Source organism: Pseudazoarcus sp. NS20, assembly GCF_059703745.1.
Map to the genome: position 1 here is coordinate 175,825 of NZ_BAAKIY010000001.1, position 16,240 is coordinate 192,064.

18 protein-coding genes are annotated in these 16,240 nt (G+C 64.8%); 16 read left to right on the forward strand and 2 right to left on the reverse strand.

Annotation, left to right across the window (positions count from 1 at the left end; all coding sequences use genetic code 11):
* Window positions 1-40 precede the first annotated feature (40 nt).
* The 8 genes from recA (at window position 41) to ilvA (ending at window position 7,222) form a co-directional block, all read left to right on the forward strand.
* Entirely contained in the window at window positions 41-1,072 is a 1,032-nt protein-coding gene (recA, locus tag AC6H0W_RS00840) for a recombinase RecA (RefSeq protein WP_497575211.1), read from the forward strand.
* Window positions 1,072-1,527: a recombination regulator RecX gene (gene recX / locus AC6H0W_RS00845; protein ID WP_497575212.1), complete on the forward strand. Its 456-nt coding sequence runs from the start codon at window positions 1,072-1,074 to the stop codon at window positions 1,525-1,527. The genes recA and recX overlap by 1 nt, the downstream gene beginning before the upstream one ends.
* Window positions 1,514-2,236 (forward strand): LPS export ABC transporter ATP-binding protein, encoded by a 723-nt coding sequence (gene lptB, locus AC6H0W_RS00850; protein ID WP_497575213.1) that lies wholly within the window; start codon window positions 1,514-1,516, stop codon window positions 2,234-2,236. Before recX ends, lptB begins: the two co-directional genes overlap by 14 nt.
* Window positions 2,237-2,253: 17 nt before the next feature.
* The gene (locus tag AC6H0W_RS00855) at window positions 2,254-3,723 is read left to right on the forward strand and encodes an RNA polymerase factor sigma-54 (protein WP_497575214.1); all 1,470 of its coding nucleotides are present in this window, start codon (window positions 2,254-2,256) and stop codon (window positions 3,721-3,723) included.
* A 24-nt stretch (window positions 3,724-3,747) separates the two neighbouring features.
* The gene (gene hpf / locus AC6H0W_RS00860; RefSeq protein WP_497575215.1) at window positions 3,748-4,077 is read left to right on the forward strand and encodes a ribosome hibernation-promoting factor, HPF/YfiA family; all 330 of its coding nucleotides are present in this window, start codon (window positions 3,748-3,750) and stop codon (window positions 4,075-4,077) included.
* Between the two features lie 145 nt (window positions 4,078-4,222).
* Window positions 4,223-4,708 carry a PTS IIA-like nitrogen regulatory protein PtsN gene (gene ptsN / locus AC6H0W_RS00865; protein WP_497575216.1) on the forward strand — a complete coding sequence of 162 codons (486 nt, stop codon included), beginning with the start codon at window positions 4,223-4,225 and terminating at the stop codon, window positions 4,706-4,708.
* On the forward strand, window positions 4,677-5,627 hold the full coding sequence (gene hprK, locus AC6H0W_RS00870; RefSeq protein ID WP_497575217.1) for an HPr(Ser) kinase/phosphatase: 951 nt from the start codon (window positions 4,677-4,679) through the stop codon (window positions 5,625-5,627). Before ptsN ends, hprK begins: the two co-directional genes overlap by 32 nt.
* Window positions 5,628-5,704: 77 nt before the next feature.
* A complete protein-coding gene (gene ilvA / locus AC6H0W_RS00875; protein WP_497575218.1) occupies window positions 5,705-7,222 on the forward strand; it encodes a threonine ammonia-lyase, biosynthetic in 1,518 nt (505 codons plus the stop codon).
* A gap of 7 nt (window positions 7,223-7,229) precedes the next feature.
* On the opposite strand, the gene AC6H0W_RS00880 is transcribed toward ilvA, so the two are convergent.
* A complete protein-coding gene (locus AC6H0W_RS00880) occupies window positions 7,230-7,832 on the reverse strand; it encodes a 5-formyltetrahydrofolate cyclo-ligase (RefSeq protein WP_497575219.1) in 603 nt (200 codons plus the stop codon).
* 47 nt (window positions 7,833-7,879) lie between these two features.
* On the opposite strand from AC6H0W_RS00880, the gene AC6H0W_RS00885 reads away from it, so the two are divergent.
* Genes AC6H0W_RS00885 through AC6H0W_RS00895 form a run of 3 tightly spaced genes read left to right on the forward strand, consistent with a single transcriptional unit; the run spans window position 7,880 to window position 11,811 of the window.
* Entirely contained in the window at window positions 7,880-9,802 is a 1,923-nt protein-coding gene (locus AC6H0W_RS00885) for a lytic transglycosylase domain-containing protein (protein ID WP_497575220.1), read from the forward strand.
* A 9-nt stretch (window positions 9,803-9,811) separates the two neighbouring features.
* Window positions 9,812-10,729 (forward strand): complex I NDUFA9 subunit family protein, encoded by a 918-nt coding sequence (locus AC6H0W_RS00890; RefSeq protein WP_497575221.1) that lies wholly within the window; start codon window positions 9,812-9,814, stop codon window positions 10,727-10,729.
* Window positions 10,729-11,811, forward strand: a complete 1,083-nt coding sequence (locus tag AC6H0W_RS00895) for a tRNA nucleotidyltransferase/poly(A) polymerase-related protein (protein ID WP_497575222.1) — start codon at window positions 10,729-10,731, stop codon at window positions 11,809-11,811. Before AC6H0W_RS00890 ends, AC6H0W_RS00895 begins: the two co-directional genes overlap by 1 nt.
* A 3-nt stretch (window positions 11,812-11,814) precedes the next feature.
* On the opposite strand, the gene AC6H0W_RS00900 is transcribed toward AC6H0W_RS00895, so the two are convergent.
* Window positions 11,815-12,012: a DUF2905 domain-containing protein gene (locus AC6H0W_RS00900; RefSeq protein ID WP_497575223.1), complete on the reverse strand. Its 198-nt coding sequence runs from the start codon at window positions 12,010-12,012 to the stop codon at window positions 11,815-11,817.
* Between the two features lie 49 nt (window positions 12,013-12,061).
* Here AC6H0W_RS00900 and AC6H0W_RS00905 point away from each other — a divergent pair, with 49 nt between their 5' ends.
* The 5 genes from AC6H0W_RS00905 to AC6H0W_RS00925 all read left to right on the forward strand — a co-directional run bounded on the left by AC6H0W_RS00905 (window position 12,062) and on the right by AC6H0W_RS00925 (window position 16,101).
* Window positions 12,062-12,682 carry a glutathione S-transferase family protein gene (locus AC6H0W_RS00905; protein ID WP_497575224.1) on the forward strand — a complete coding sequence of 207 codons (621 nt, stop codon included), beginning with the start codon at window positions 12,062-12,064 and terminating at the stop codon, window positions 12,680-12,682.
* Between the two features lies 1 nt (window position 12,683).
* Window positions 12,684-13,496, forward strand: coding sequence for an alpha/beta hydrolase (locus tag AC6H0W_RS00910; RefSeq protein ID WP_497575225.1), 813 nt, complete (start codon window positions 12,684-12,686; stop codon window positions 13,494-13,496).
* Window positions 13,493-14,248, forward strand: coding sequence for a pteridine reductase (locus AC6H0W_RS00915; protein WP_497575226.1), 756 nt, complete (start codon window positions 13,493-13,495; stop codon window positions 14,246-14,248). Before AC6H0W_RS00910 ends, AC6H0W_RS00915 begins: the two co-directional genes overlap by 4 nt.
* An 18-nt stretch (window positions 14,249-14,266) precedes the next feature.
* Window positions 14,267-15,214, forward strand: coding sequence for a tRNA 2-thiocytidine(32) synthetase TtcA (gene ttcA, locus AC6H0W_RS00920; RefSeq protein WP_497576174.1), 948 nt, complete (start codon window positions 14,267-14,269; stop codon window positions 15,212-15,214).
* Between the two features lie 62 nt (window positions 15,215-15,276).
* Entirely contained in the window at window positions 15,277-16,101 is an 825-nt protein-coding gene (locus AC6H0W_RS00925; protein ID WP_497575227.1) for an FHA domain-containing protein, read from the forward strand.
* Window positions 16,102-16,240: the final 139 nt, after the last annotated feature.

Here is a 16,240-nt window from a genome sequence, read left to right on the forward strand (position 1 = left end):
TCTGTGCCATAATTTCCAACACTTTACGCAAGGACACGATATGGACGACAACAAGGCCAAGGCCCTCGCTGCGGCACTCCAGCAGATCGAGCGTCAGTTCGGCAAGGGTTCGATCATGCGCATGGGCGACGACAGCGCCGAGCGCGACATCCAGACCGTTTCCACCGGCTCGCTCGGGCTCGACATCGCCCTCGGCCTGGGTGGCCTGCCGCGTGGTCGCGTGGTCGAAATCTACGGACCGGAATCTTCCGGCAAAACCACGCTGACCCTGCAGGTCATCGCCGAAATGCAGAAGCTCGGCGGCACCGCGGCCTTCATCGATGCCGAACACGCATTGGATGTCGGGTACGCAGAGAAGCTGGGCGTGACCATCCCCGACCTGCTGATCTCGCAGCCGGACACCGGCGAACAAGCGCTGGAAATCGCCGACATGCTGGTGCGCTCGGGCGGCGTCGACATCGTCGTCATCGATTCGGTCGCCGCACTCACGCCCAAGGCCGAAATCGAGGGTGAAATGGGCGACCAGCTCCCCGGCCTGCAGGCCCGTCTGATGAGCCAGGCGCTGCGCAAACTCACCGCCAACATCAAGCGCACCAACACGCTGGTGATCTTCATCAACCAGATCCGCATGAAGATCGGCGTGATGTTCGGCAACCCCGAAACCACCACCGGCGGGAATGCGCTCAAGTTCTACTCCAGCGTGCGCCTGGACATCCGCCGCACCGGCGCCATCAAGCGCGGCGACGAGGTCGTGGGCTCGGAAACGCGCGTCAAGGTCGTCAAGAACAAGGTGGCGCCGCCGTTCCGCGAAGCGCACTTCGATATCCTCTACGGCGAAGGCATTTCGCGCGAAGGCGAAATCATCGATCTGGGCGTGGATCAGAAGTTCGTCGACAAATCCGGCTCTTGGTACGCCTACAACGGCGACAAGATCGGCCAGGGCAAAGACAATGTGCGTGAGTTCCTGCGCTCCAACCCCGCACTGGCCCGCGAAATCGAGAACAAGGTTCGCGTCGCGGTCGGCCTGAAGGAAATGGCGGTCGGCGAGGCCCCTGCACCGAAGGACGCCTGATGTCCGAGCAGACGGACAGGCTGCGTCAGAAGGCCCTCCGTCTGCTCGCAATGCGCGACCACTCGCGCGTTGAACTGGCACGCAAACTGGCTCCGCTCGGCACCCCGGAAGAAGTCGAAGTCACGCTGGACCGCATGGCCGAACTGGGGCTGCAGTCTGACCGACGCTATGCCGAAGCCTGGGTGCGAGGCAAGGCCTCACGTTTCGGCACGTCACGGCTCAAGCAGGAGTTGGCGCGCCGCGGCGTGGATGCCGACACCGTGGCCGATGTACTGAACGAGGGCGAACTGAGCAGCGACATCGACCGCGCGCGCGCCATCTGGACGTCGAAATTCGGCACCCCGGCTACCGACCGCAAGGAGTGGGCGCGTCAGGCCCGCTTCCTTCAAGGTCGCGGCTTTTCCAGCGAAATCATCACCAAGTTGCTCAAAGAGGTTCCGCATGAGTCTTCTTGAAGTATCGGGGCTCCGCAAACGCTACAAATCACGCGAAGTCGTGCGCGACGTCGCGCTCGAAGTCGCCGCCGGCGAGGTCGTCGGCCTGCTCGGCCCGAACGGGGCAGGCAAGACCACCTGCTTCTACATGATCGTCGGTTTGGTTGGCTGCGACGCCGGCGCCATCAAGCTTGATGGCGCCGACCTGACGCATCAGCCGATTCACGCCCGCGCACGCATGGGCATGTCGTATCTGCCGCAGGAAATGAGCGTATTCCGCCGACTCAGCGTGGCCGACAACATTCGCGCCGTGCTCGAGCTGCAGGGGCTGGACAAGCCCGCCGTCGACCGCCGCCTGGCCGAACTGCTCGAAGAGCTGGGCATCTCCCATCTGGCAGACAGCATGGCCGTGGCCCTGTCCGGCGGCGAGCGCCGGCGCTGTGAAATCGCCCGCGCCTTGGCAACCGACCCGCGCCTCATCCTGCTCGACGAGCCTTTTGCCGGTGTCGACCCGATTGCCGTTCTGGATATCCAGAAGATCATCCGCTACCTCAAGGAGCGCGGCATCGGCGTTCTCATCACCGACCACAACGTACGCGAAACCCTGGGCATCTGCGATCACGCCTACATCCTCAGCGACGGCACCGTGCTGGCCGGCGGCAAGCCCGCTGAGATAATCGACGATGCGCGCGTGCGTCAGGTCTATCTAGGGGAGCATTTCCGGCTGTAAGCGAAGCCGACCGCGTCATGAAACAATCCCTCCAGCTCAAGCTCTCGCAGTCACTCACACTGACGCCGCAGTTGCAGCAGTCGATCAAACTGCTGCAACTGTCGACCATCGAGCTGAATCAGGAGATCGAGCGCTTTCTCGCCGAGAACCCTCTGCTCGAACGCGAGGACGGCGACGACGCACCGCCGCCACCGCGCAACGAATCCTCATCATCCGAAAGCTCGAACTCCGGCGACAACAATTCGCCCGAGGGTGAAAGCGCGCACGAACGCGAGCGCGAGCGCGAGTCCGACACCGTCAGCAGCGAAATGCCGGACTTCCCGGATTCCGGCGACTGGGGCTCGGGCAGCGGCAGCCCGCGCAGCCGCGACGACGAAGATGACCGTGACTTCCAGGACATCCAGGCGGCCTCCACCAGCCTGCGTGACCACCTGAACCAGCAGATCAGTCTATCCCCGATGAGCGACCGCGACCGGCTGCTGGCGCGCTTCATCATCGAAGCCCTCGACGACGACGGCTATCTGCACCAATCGCTTGAGGAGCTCATCGAAGTCATCCCGGAAGACTTCGAGATCGAGCTCGACGACCTGCAGATCGCCCTCAATCAGGTCCAGAGCCTGGAGCCCGCCGGCATTGCCGCACGCACTCCGTCGGAGTGCCTCGCGCTGCAACTGCGTGCTCAGCCGGCCAACGCCGTGCGCGATCTGGCGCTGGTGATCGTGCGTGAGCACCTCGAACTGCTGGCCGAACGCAATTTCGTGCGCATCCGCCGCGCCACCGGCTGCAGCGAGGACGCGCTGCGCGATGCCCACGCGCTGATCTGCAGCCTGGATCCACGGCCCGGCCTGCAATATGGCGCCGACGACACCGGCTACATCGTGCCCGACGTGGTGGTGCGCAAGGTGCGCGGCCGCTGGAGCGCCAGCCTCAACGGCGAGGCGATGCCCAAACTACGCGTCAATCAGCTCTACGCCAGCATCCTCCAGCAGAACCGCGGCTCGGGCGGCGCCCTGACCGGACAGCTGCAGGAAGCACGCTGGCTGATCAAGAACGTGCAGCAACGCTTCGACACCATTTTGCGGGTATCTCAGGCAATCGTTGACCAGCAGCGTCAGTTCTTCGAATATGGAGACGTGGCGATGAGGCCGCTGACATTGCGCGAGATTGCGGACGAGCTCGAATTGCACGAATCGACGATTTCCCGCGTAACGACACAGAAGTACATGGCCACTCCGCGTGGCGTGTTTGAACTCAAGTACTTCTTTGGCAGTCACGTCTCTACCGACACAGGCGGGGCCGCCTCTTCAACGGCCATCCGCGCCCTGATACGCCAACTTGTGGAGGCCGAAGACAAGAAGAAGCCGCTTTCGGATTCGCGCATCACGGAATTGCTCGGGCAGCAGGGCATCGTCGTGGCCCGCCGCACGATTGCAAAGTATCGCGAGTCACTGAATATCCCACCCGTCAGTCAACGCAAGTCGATCTGACAACACACGACGCGAGGAGCGATCATGAACCTGAACATTACCGGACATCACGTCGACGTCACCCCGGCCATCCGCGAACACGTTACGGGCAAGATTGACCGCGTGATCCGACACTTCGACAACGTCACCAGCATCAATGTGATCCTCTCGGTGGAGAAACTGGTTCAGAAGGCCGAAGTCACCCTGCACGTGCGCGGCAAGGATCTGTTCGTCGAAGCGGAAGACGCCGATCTGTACGCGGCCATCGACGCCATGACCGATAAACTCGATCGCCAGGTCATCAAGTACAAGCAGAAAAACCTCGAACACGGTCACGATTCGCTGAAGCACCAGGCGACCGTCGAAGAGGAATGATTCGTCGCTGCATTGCACAATAGTTCCTGCATTTCCTGCGGGGAGTGTTTATAATCGGCCCCTTCATCCGGTGCCCGGCGCACTCCCCCGCAATCCACGCCTATCCGCTCATCATCGCTCGCGGTGACCAGCGGCAATCCCCGAAATGAGTCTGATCGCCGAACTCCTACCTACCGAAAACGTCGTCATCGACCTCGAAGCCAGTAGCAAGAAGCGCGTATTCGAGCAGGCCGGCCTGCTGTTCGAAAACCACCAAGGCATCGGTCGCAGTGACGTCTTCGACAGCCTGTTTTCGCGTGAGCGCCTGGGTTCCACCGGCCTCGGCCAAGGCATCGCGATTCCTCACGGTCGCATCAAGGGCCTGAAGAAAGCGGCTGGCGCATTCATCCGCCTGTCGGCTCCGGTGCAGTTCGATGCCCCCGATGGCCGCCCGGTGAACATGTTGTTCGTGCTGCTCGTGCCGGAACAGTGCAACGAGCACCACCTGCAACTGCTGTCCGAGCTTGCGCAGATGTTCAGTGATTCGGATTTCCGCGATCAACTGCTGAATGCACCCGACAGCAACACCATCCATGCACTCTTCTCCGGCTGGGAACCACATGCGGCAGATCAGCGTCGCGCAGCTGTTTGAGTTTCATCGCGAAGCACTGCAACTCACCCACGCCGTCGGCGCGCTGGATCGCGCCATTGCGCTGACCGAAGCCGGCAGCTGGGCCGCCGATCTGGTCGGCCACCTCAACCTGATCCACCCCGAACGCCTGCACGTCATCGGTAGCGCCGAACAAACCTGGGCGCGCAAGCAGCCGCTTGACCGCATCACCCAGCATTTCCAAGACATCGTGACGGCCCGCCCGCCCGCAATCATCGTGGCGGACGGCTGTGAGTTGCCGTCGTTGATTCACAAGCTGTGCAAAGCACATGACGTGGCTTTGTTCACCACCCCGGCGCCCTCGGCGCGCGTCATCGACGTGTTGCGCAGCTATCTGGCGCGCACGCTGGCCGAGCGCGTTTCGCTGCACGGCGTGTTCATGGACGTGCTGGGCATCGGCGTGCTGATCACCGGCGATTCGGGTACCGGCAAATCCGAACTGGCGCTCGAACTCATCACGCGCGGCCACGGGCTCGTAGCCGATGACATCACCGAGTTCTCGCGCATCGCGCCCTCCGTGATCGAAGGCCGCTGCCCTGATTTGCTGCAGGATTTTCTCGAAGTGCGCGGCCTGGGGATTCTCAACATCCGCACCATCTTTGGCGAAACCGCCGCGCGCCGTAAAATGCGCCTGCGCCTGATCGTGCATCTAGAGCGCCGCATCCCCGGCCAGGAAGACCCCGACCGGCTGCCCCTGCACCTCGAAACGCACGATGTACTCGGCGCACCCGTTCCACGCAGCGTGCTGCCAGTGGCGGCAGGCCGCAACCTTGCAGTTCTGCTGGAAGCGGCCGTGCGCTCGACCATCCTCAAGCTGCGCGGCATCGACGCCACCGAAGAATTCATCCAGCGTCATCAATTGCTGATGCTGCGCGAGCCCGGAGCTAGCGGCGCTGACTGACCGCACCGGCTTGCCGCCCGCCCGTCGCGACTGCTACGCTCGTCGGCTTCGCGTCTCACGCCCATACACTGCCGCCCATGAAAAACCCGCCGGACTATCTTGAGAAGATCCTCAACGCGCACGTGTATGACGTGGCCGAGGAAACCCCGCTGGAGCTCGCCGCAAACCTGTCGGCGCGCATCGGCAACCAGGTGTTCCTCAAGCGCGAAGACATGCAGCCGGTGTTCAGCTTCAAGATCCGCGGCGCCTACAACAAGATGGCCAACCTCTCGCCTGCGGCGCTCAAACGCGGCGTGATCTGCGCCTCGGCAGGCAACCACGCCCAGGGCGTGGCGATGTCGGCCGCGAAGCTTGGGGCCCGCGCGGTGATCGTCATGCCGACGTCCACGCCACAGATCAAGATTGATGCGGTGCAGGCGCGCGGCGGTGAAGTGGTGCTCGAAGGGGACTCCTTCACCGAAGCGTTTGCCCACGCCAAACAGCTCGAAAAGCAAGAACGCCTGACCTTCGTGCACCCGTTTGACGACCCCGACGTGATCGCCGGCCAGGGCACCATCGGCATGGAAATCCTGCGCACCCACCCAAAACCGATCCACGCGATTTTCTGCTGTGTCGGCGGCGGCGGGCTGATCTCGGGCGTGGCGGCGTACGTGAAGCGACTGCGCCCTGACACACTGATCATCGGCGTCGAGGCCGAAGACTCCGAGGCCATGACCAAATCGCTGGCGGCGGGCAAACGCATCGAGCTCGACCAGGTCGGTCTGTTTGCCGACGGAGCAGCAGTGAAGCTCGTCGGCGCCGAGACCTTCCGCCTGTGCCAGGAGTACGTCGATGAAATGATCGTGGTCGACAACGACGCGATCTGCGCTGCCATCAAGGATGTCTTCGAAGACACCCGCTCCATCCTCGAACCGGCCGGAGCCCTCGCTTTAGCCGGAGCCAAGGAATACGCCAAGCGTCACAAGCTGCGCGACAAGACGCTGGTGGCCATCGCCTCGGGCGCCAACATGAACTTCGACCGCCTGCGCTTCGTGGCCGAGCGCGCCGAGGTGGGCGAACAGCGCGAAGCCATTCTGGCGGTGACCATCCCCGAGAAACCGGGCTCTTTCCGCAAGTTCTGCAGCCTGCTCGGCAAGCGCAACATCACCGAATTCAACTACCGCTACGACGACGCCTCGCGTGCGCACATCTTCGTCGGCATCAACGTGCACAATCGCGCCGAAGCCGGCCGCATCATCGACATGCTGGCACGCCACGAACTGCCCGCCATCGACCTCACCGACGACGAAATGGCCAAGAGCCACATCCGCTACATGGTGGGTGGGCGCGCGCCGCAGGCCGACAACGAGCAGTTGTACCGTTTCGTTTTCCCGGAGCGCCCGGGGGCGTTGATGAATTTCCTCACGCAACTGCGCTCGGACTGGAACATCAGCCTGTTCCACTATCGCAACCATGGCGCCGACTTCGGCCGCGTGCTGGTCGGCATGCAGGTGCCGCCGGAAGACAAGACCGCTTTCGAGGAATTCCTGCAGCGCCTGGGCTACGACTACACCGACGAAACGGCAAACCCGGCCTACCGCTTGTTCCTCGGTTGAACGCCGCTCAGGCGCACTCCGCAGCCGGCGGGCGGAACACGCCGGCCTCAGTCACCAGCCATTCCATGGCCCGGTCATGCGCCTGCGGCAACACGCTGTCGACGCGGCCAAGTTCGAAGCCGACACCAACGGCGCACACCGGCAGAGCCGCCAGCGTGCGATCGAAATACCCTCCGCCGTAGCCAAGCCGGAAGCCGTTTTCATCGAAAGCGTTGAGCGGGACCAGCACCACGTCGGGAGTGATCTCGTCGCCTGCCGGCGGATGCGGGATGCCGTGCCGATCGGGCACCAATTCCATTCCGGGCACCCAAGGGCGGAACGTCAGCGGCGCTTCGCGGTCCAGCACCACGGGCAAGGCAGCACGACGGGCCGCATCACCGGCCAGCCAGCCCGCCACAAAGTGGCGCAGGTCCGGCTCCGCACGGAACGGCCAGCAGAAGCCCAGTCGCACGGGCGCAAGCTGCTGCAGCAAGTGCGCGAGGTGGCCCTCCAGGCGATGCGTCAAGGCATTGCGCGCAGTCACCGTGAGTGCTTCGCGTGCGCTCAGGGCGCTGCTGCGCAGAGCCCTGCGGCGCGTTACGATGTCATCTGCGGAAGGCGGTTCAGTCATGTGCATGCCCGCGCCTCTGACCACACTCCGGTAGCTCACCCAAATACATGAAATTCATCCTCATCAGCCTGCTCCTTCTGTCCGTCTGCGGCACTTCCAATGCGCAGGCGCTGCCGGGCGACAGCCGCATTCTAGCGGCGCGCGAAGCCCTGCGAACCGGCGACCGCGACACCCTCGAACGCCTCGCCAATCTGCCTGACCTGCAGCATCCGGTCGATCATTACGTCGAATATTGGTTGCTGCTCAACAAACTGGCCCGCCCCGACCCGGCACCCGAGGGCGAGCTCGTGGCTTACCTGGTGAGCTATCCCGACACGGTGCCTGCCATGCGCCTGCGCGCGCAATGGCTGCGGCGGCTCGCCAAGGATGAGGACTGGTCCAGCTACCTACGTATCTTCGCCGACCACCACGACCGCGACGAAGAGCTGCGCTGCCTTGCATGGCATGCGCGCTATCGCTTGGGCGACACCACGGTGTTCAACGATCTGGCCGAGGCCTTCAAGACCGAGACGCAAAGCCATCTTGCCTGCGACGAGGTGTTCCAGGCAGCGGTGGCCGCACGCGAGATCGATGAAGACACCATCTGGTGGCGCTTTCGCCGCCAGGTGGACAGCCGCATGCCGGAGACGGCACGCAAGACCCTGCAGTGGATCAACGTCGATACGCGCAGCTACGGCCAGGCGCTGTCGAACCCCGAGAACTACTTCGACAGTCTGCCGGCCGACTTCGCCAAAACGCGCGCCAACCGCGAGCTGGCGTTGGCCGCGCTGGTGCGCATCGCCCGCAGCGACGCGCCGCTGGCACATGTGCGTCTTCTACGCCGCGCAAATGACTTCACGGCCGAAGAACGCTCCTGGATATATGCCGTGCTGGGGCACATGGGCATCCTCTCGCGCTTGCCGCTGGCCAACGAGTGGTATGCCGAGGCCGGCGATGCACCGTTAAGCGTCGTGCAGCGCGACTGGCGCGTGCGCGCAGCCCTGCGTGCCGAGAACTGGCCGCTGGTCGAACAGACCATCGACCGCCTGCCGGTCGCCGAACAGAACATCGCCGAGTGGATCTACTGGCGCGCCCGCGCCCGCGTCGCACAAGGCGACCCCGCCACGGCCGAGCAGCTGTACCAGCAGATCGCGGACGGACACGGCTTTTACCCGATGCTGGCCGCCGAAGAGCTGGGCCGCTCGTTTGCGCCGCCGCGAAAAGCCGAAGCCGTAAGAGCAGCAGACAAGACCCGCGCTGCGAGCGATCCGGGCATCCGGGCAGCGCTGACCTTCTACCGCCTCGGGCTGGACACCGAAGGTGTGCGCGAATGGATTCAAGCCATGCGCGGCAAGGATCGTGAATTCATCGTTGCCGCCGCACACCTGGCCCTCAAAAATGGCCTGCTAGATCGGGCCATCAACTCGGCCGAACTCGCCGACCCTGGGACCAACTTCGAGATCCGCTTCCTCACGCCGTTCCGCGACGTAATCGAGCCGCAGGCACTCAAGCAGCAGGTCGATCTGGCCTGGATCTACGGCCTGATGCGCCAGGAAAGCCGCTTCAACATCCCGGCACGCTCGGGCGCCGGCGCGCGTGGATTGATGCAGGTGATGCCAGAAACCGGGCGGCTGGTGGCCGGCCAGATCGGCCTCAAGGGCTACAACCCGGGCATGCTCAACGACCCGCACACCAACGTGTTGCTCGGCACGAGCTACATGCGCATGATCCTCGACAACCTTGACCAACATCTGGTGCTCGCCTCCACCGGCTACAACGCCGGGCCGACCCGTGCGCAGCGTTGGCGCGGCGAACGGCCGATCGAAGGGGCGATTTACGTCGCCACCATCCCCATCGACGAAACCCGCGACTACGTGCAGAAAGTGATGGTGAACAAGGTCATCTACTCGGCCATGTTCGAAGGCCGTCCGCAGTCACTGCAGGCGCGCCTGGGCATCATTCCGCCCGCCTCCGTCGCAAACGATCGCTGAGGGCATGCCATGGACACGCGACGCATCCTGATCACCGGCGGCACCGGCTTCATCGGCAGCGCCGTAGCGCGGCGCCTGGCCGGGCCGGACACGCAGCTGGTGATTCCGACGCGCGATGCGGCACGCGCACGCCACCTCGCGAGCCTCCCCGGCGTGGATATCGTCAGCGCCGACATCCACGACCCGCAGGCCCTCGCTCGACTCGCCGAGGGCACGCATGTGGCCATCAACCTCGTCGGCGTGCTGCATTCGAAATCCGGCGACCCGTGGGGCCCTGACTTCGAACGTGCCCACGTGGCCTTGCCGCGCTCGCTGGCCGCAGCCTGCCACCACGCCGGCACTGCGCGGCTGATCCACATCAGCGCGCTCGGTGCCGACCGTTACGGCCCCTCCGAATACCAGCGCTCGAAGGCTGCGGGGGAAGCGGCCATCCACGATGGCGGCACGCCGCCGGAATGGACCATATTGCGGCCGTCCGTGGTGTTCGGGCCGGGCGACAGTTTCCTCAACCTGTTCGCGCAGTTGCTGCGCTTCATTCCCGTGCTGCCGCTAGCCGGGGCGCACACCCGCTTCCAGCCGGTGTTCGTCGAAGACGTGGCGCAAGTCATCGCCCACTGCCTCAACGCACCGGGTTCAGCCGGTCAGACCTTCGAGCTTGCCGGCCCCACGGTCTATACGCTGGGCGAACTGGTGCGCTACGTATGCAGCGTCACCCACCGCAAACGGCTGATCTTCCCGCTGCCCGAGCCGCTGGCGATGCTGCAGGGGATGGCCATGGAACTGCTGCCCAAGCCGCCGATAAGCCGCGACAACGTGCGTTCGCTCAGGCGCGACAACGTCGCCTCCGGCCCGCCGCTGCCATTCGGCATGACGCCGACCGCACTCGAAGACGTGGCCCCCGCTTACCTGAAAGGCACTACAAGCTGATGCAGACCTACGTTGTCGGTGGCGCGGTGCGCGACACCTTGCTCGGCTTGCCGGTACGCGACCACGACTGGGTCGTCGTCGGCGCCACGCCCGAAGAAATGGTGGCTGCGGGCTTCCGCCCGGTGGGCAAGGATTTCCCGGTATTCCTGCATCCGAAGACGCACGAGGAGTACGCGCTGGCGCGCACCGAGCGCAAGACCGCACCGGGCTACAAGGGTTTTGCCTTTCACGCCTCGCCGGACGTCACGCTCGAAGAAGACCTGCTGCGCCGTGACCTCACCATCAACGCCATGGCGCGCGACGAATCAGGCGAGATCACCGACCCCTTCAACGGCCGTGACGATCTTGCCGCGCGCGTGCTTCGCCACGTCAGCCCGGCCTTTGCCGAAGACCCGCTGCGCATCCTGCGCGTGGCGCGTTTTGCCGCGCGCTTCCATGAATTCAGCGTGGCCCCCGAAACCATGGCATTGATGCGCGACATCGTGGCTGCCGGCGAAGTCGAACATCTGGTGGCCGAGCGCGTGTGGCAGGAAATCGCCCGCGGGCTGATGGAAGGCCACCCGCAGCGCATGTTCGCGGTGCTGCACGACAGCGGTGCGCTGGCTCGCCTCGCATCCGAGCTCACCGACCTGCCGCCGGAAGACAAATCGACAAGCCGCACCGCCCTGCAACGCGCCGTCGAACGCAGCGCCACGCTGGAGCAGCGCTGGGCTGTCACGCTGCATCGCCTCGACACTGACACCGCGCGGGCGCTCTCCGAACGCCTCAAGGCGCCCAACGAAGCGCGCGATCTGGCAGTGATGCTGACGCGCGAGCGGGCGGCCTTGGCACACCACGGCAATGCTGAAGAAATGCTCGACACGCTCACGCGCTGCGACGCGCTGCGGCGCCCCGAGCGCTTCACGGCTTTGCTCGAAGCGGCAGGCGATTGCGATGCACGCTTCGACCCGGCCCCCTGGCACGAGGCCTTTGCCGCAGCGACCGGTGTGGATGCCGGCGCCATCGCCAAAGCCTGCACCGACAAGAGCGAGATCCCGCAGCGCGTGCGCGCCGCTCGCGTGGCCGCGATCAGCCGCGCATGAGACTCAGATCGACCAGAGAATCAGCATGGCAACGCCCGACAGCAATACCGTGCTGGTGAAGGGAAAATGGTAGGGTTTGCCGCGGAACTTGATGTGGATGTCACCGGGCAGATGACCCAGGCGCAGATGACGCGCAAGCGTTGCGCGAAAGAGGCCCGTGACCAGCACGATGACCAGAATGACGATCAACCATTTGAGCATGCGGCATTAGACTCTGAAGCCTGCAACTGCGCAAACCCGCCAAGAAGCCATGATTACCCTGCACACCTGGAGCACCCCGAACGGCCGCAAGATCTCGATTGCGCTCGAAGAGTTGGGCCTGCCGTATGCCGTGAAGGCCGTGAACATCACGCGCGACGAGCAGTTCGAACCGGACTTCCTGGCCATCAGCCCGAACAACAAGATTCCCGCGCTGGTCGACAGCGACGGCCCGAACGGCGCCCCCATTGCACTGTTCGAGTCCGGCGCGATCCTCATCTACCTCGCCGAGAAAACCGGCAGGCTGCTGCCCGGCGAGCCGCGCGGTCGCTACGAGGCCCTGCAGTGGCTGATGATGCAGATGGGCTCGGTCGGGCCGATGCTCGGTCAGACGCACCACTTCCTGCGCTTCGCCCCCGAAGACGTGCCCTACGCACGCAAGCGCTACTCGGCCGAAACGCGGCGCATCTATGGCGTGCTCGACACCCACCTGGCACAGCATGAATGGCTCGCCGCCGGGCAGTACAGCATCGCTGACATCGCCACCTTCCCCTGGATTGCTCGCCACGAATGGCAGCAGATCGAGCTCGCCGACTTCCCCAACGTCAAGCGCTGGTACGACATCATCGCCGCACGCCCGGCAGTGGTCCGCGGCATGAACGTGCCCGCCTGACATGGCCCAGAAGCGGCACCTTGAGTACATCGAACGGCAACCTGCGGGTGCAACGCATGCCGTGCCGTTGCTGTTCGTGCATGGGGCCTACACCGGCGCCTGGTGCTGGGATGAACACTTTTTGCCGTTCTTCGCGCGCCATGGCTACGCCGCGCACGCGGTGTCGCTGTCAGGGCATGGCGGCAGCGACGGCCGTGAGGTGCTCGACAGCCTGAAGCTGGACGACTACGTGGCCGACGTAGCGGAAGCCATCCGCCGCCTGCCGACACCGCCGGTGCTGATCGGCCACTCGATGGGCGGTCTGGTGGTGCAGAAATACCTCGAGCAAGCCGCCGTGCCCGCCGCCGCCCTGCTGTGTTCCGTGCCACCGCACGGGCTTGCACCATCCGCCATGCAGATGATGTGGCAAGACCCCAGCCTGCTGCAGACGCTCAACGCCATCCTCACCGGCAGTCAGCCCTCGCGCGCACGGCTGCGCGACGCACTCTTCAACCAGCCGCCCGACAACGCCCGACTGGCGCGCTATGCCCGACACTTCCAGCCCGAGTCGATGCGCGCGCTGTGGGACATGACCGCCTTCAACCTGCCGCAACTGCACCGCATGCACCGCGTGCCGCTGCTCATTCTGGGCGCTGCGCAAGATCGCCTGATCCTCCCCGCCGACGTCGTCGCCACCGGGGTTGCGCTTGGCCAGCCCGCCGAAATCCTGCCCGAGCTGGGCCACGCCGTGATGCTGGAACGCGGCTGGGAGGCGGTAGCCACGCGTATCCTGTCGTGGCTCGAGACCCTGCCCTTGCATGGAGACGCTGCATGAACGAAGCCCCCGTGATGCTCGTGACCGGCGCCGCACGCCGCGTCGGTGCCGCCGTTGCACGCAGTCTGCACGGCGCGGGCGCGCGCATCGTGCTGCACTACCGCAGCGCGGCCGACGAGGCCGAAGCGCTGACACGTGAATTCAACGCAATGCGAGCCGACTCGGCTGCCTGCGTGCGGGGCGATCTGGCCCGCGACGGCGAGCCGGCCTGCATCGCCGCCGATGCATTGGCCTGTTTCGGCCGCCTGGACGGGCTGGTGAACAACGCTTCGAGCTTTTTCCCGACCGCGCTCGGCAGCATCGACGAAGCCGCGTGGAGCGAGTTGATCGGCTCCAATCTGAAAGGTCCGCTATTTCTCACGCAGGCACTCGCCCCGGCGCTGCGCGCAGCCGGCGGTGCCATCGTCAATATCGTCGACATCCATGCCGAACGGCCCTTTCGCGGCTACCTGGTGTATTGCGCCGCCAAGGCCGGCCTGCTGGGCCTGACCCGCGCACTGGCGGTCGAACTGGCGCCGCAGGTGCGCGTGAACGGCGTCTCGCCCGGCCCCATCGCCTGGCCCGAAGACGGCCAGTACGCCCCCGAAGAGCGCAGCGCGATCATCGCCGACACGCTGTTGCAACGTCAGGGCAGCCCCGAGGACATCGCCGTTGCCGTGCGTTTCCTGATGCTCGACGCGCCGTACGTAACAGGCCAGATCCTGGCTGTAGACGGCGGGCGCAGCGCGCACCTGGCAACCCCCGGCGTATAATCCTCCCCTGATGGAGGAATTGCAGTGAATGCACCGGAAAGCGCCCTCGGCGCTGACGAGAACCGATTCTCGAACACCTTTCTGCGATTGAAGAAAAAGCTCGAACGCGGCGTGGGCGAAGCCATTGCCGACTTCGACATGATCCGCGACGGCGACACCGTGATGGTGTGCCTGTCGGGCGGCAAGGATTCCTACACCCTGCTGTCGTGCCTGCTGGCACTGCGCGAACGCGCGCCGGTCGACTTCCGCATCATCGCGATGAACCTCGACCAGAAGCAGCCCGGCTTCCCGGCCCACATCCTGCCCGCCTGGTGCGAGTCGATCGGCGTCGAGTACCGCATCGTCACCGAAGACACCTACTCCATCGTCAAAGAGAAGATTCCCGAGGGCAAGACCACCTGCTCGCTATGTTCACGCCTGCGCCGCGGCATCATCTACCGCACGGCGCGCGAGCTGGGCGCCACCAAGATCGCGCTGGGCCACCACCGCGATGACATCCTCGAAACCTTCTTCCTCAACCTGTTCTTCGGCGGGCACATCAAGGCAATGCCGCCCAAGCTGGTGAGCGACGATGGCGAGCACGTGGTGATCCGCCCGCTAGCCTATTGCACCGAGGCCGACATCGCCCGTTTTGCGCGCACCATGGCCTACCCGATCATCCCGTGCAATCTGTGCGGCTCGCAGGAGAACGCCCAGCGCCGCCAGATCAAGGCCATGCTGCAAGGCTGGTCGCGCGAGCATCCGGGGCGCATCGAATCCATCTTCACTGCCATGCGTCAGGTCGTGCCGTCGCACCTCATGGACGCCGATCTGTTCGATTTCCGCGGGCTCACGCAAGACACCGTGGTGGCGGAAGGCGACACCGCCTTCGATCCGCCCGAACTGCCGCGCTCACCTCTCGGAGGCATCCAGATCGTGTCCGATCTGGCTCAGCCTGCCGACCGCCCGCAATCCGATTGCAGCTGAAATCACATTCGATCATCATCACCGCCACCCGGCTCGCGTGACTCCTTCGATACGGACTTCACATGGCATCCTGCATTCTCATGGCCCAGCTCCTCGGCGGCCCGCCCCTCAGCGCATCGATGAGTGCGGATGCCCGCCATGCCATCGAACGCGCCCATCACCGCATGACGCTGGCCCTTGAAGCACACGGCGGCAAGCTGCAGGGGCCTTCGGGCGACGACATGTATGCGTTGTTCCCCAGCTCGGACGCGGCAGCGTTGGCCGCCTGCGAGATGATCGAACGGGTGTATCAGTTGCCGCCCGCGCACGGCACCCGCTTCGGCGCACGCGCGGCCATCGACTGCGCCTCCGAAGACACCCCACGTCACGACATCAACAGGCTCGCCGAGCATGCCCGCCCGGCCGAAACGCTGGTCAGCGCCAGCGCCGCAGCCCTGCTCACCTCTTCCACCCGCCAGTTCGCGCGTGCCAGCTCAGTGCAGGATGCACTGCTGGGCAGCGACTTGGTCACGCTGCTGCGGCACACCGCCCTGGCCGGTTCGGCTGGCAGTGACGCCCGTCAGGCCCCCCGCCTGCGGGTGCGCCATCAGGGCCATACGCTGTATGTGGATGCCAAGCACCCCAGCCTGATGCTCGGGCGCGAGCCCGACAACGATCTGGTGCTGGACGATCCGCGCGCCTCGCGCCGCCATGCACGCATCGATTTCCGCAACAACCGCTTCTCGCTGGTGGATCACAGCAGCAACGGCTCGTGGGTTGCCGCCGGTGGCGGCAAGCCGATCTTCATCAAGGGCGAAGAGGCAGAACTGCCGCTACAAGGCCGCATCGGCCTGGGCGCACCGTCACTTGACGGCGACGGCAGCGCCGTAGAGTTCGAAGTGCACTGAACCCTGCGCGCGCGCCACGCTCAAACCCCGACTTTTCGTATTTCAAATCAATACCCTGCAAGCTACATGGCTTTGTTAACGGGGTTTGATGCAGCGCAGTACGATACAATTCACACCCAGCATCACCGCTTCACACGGC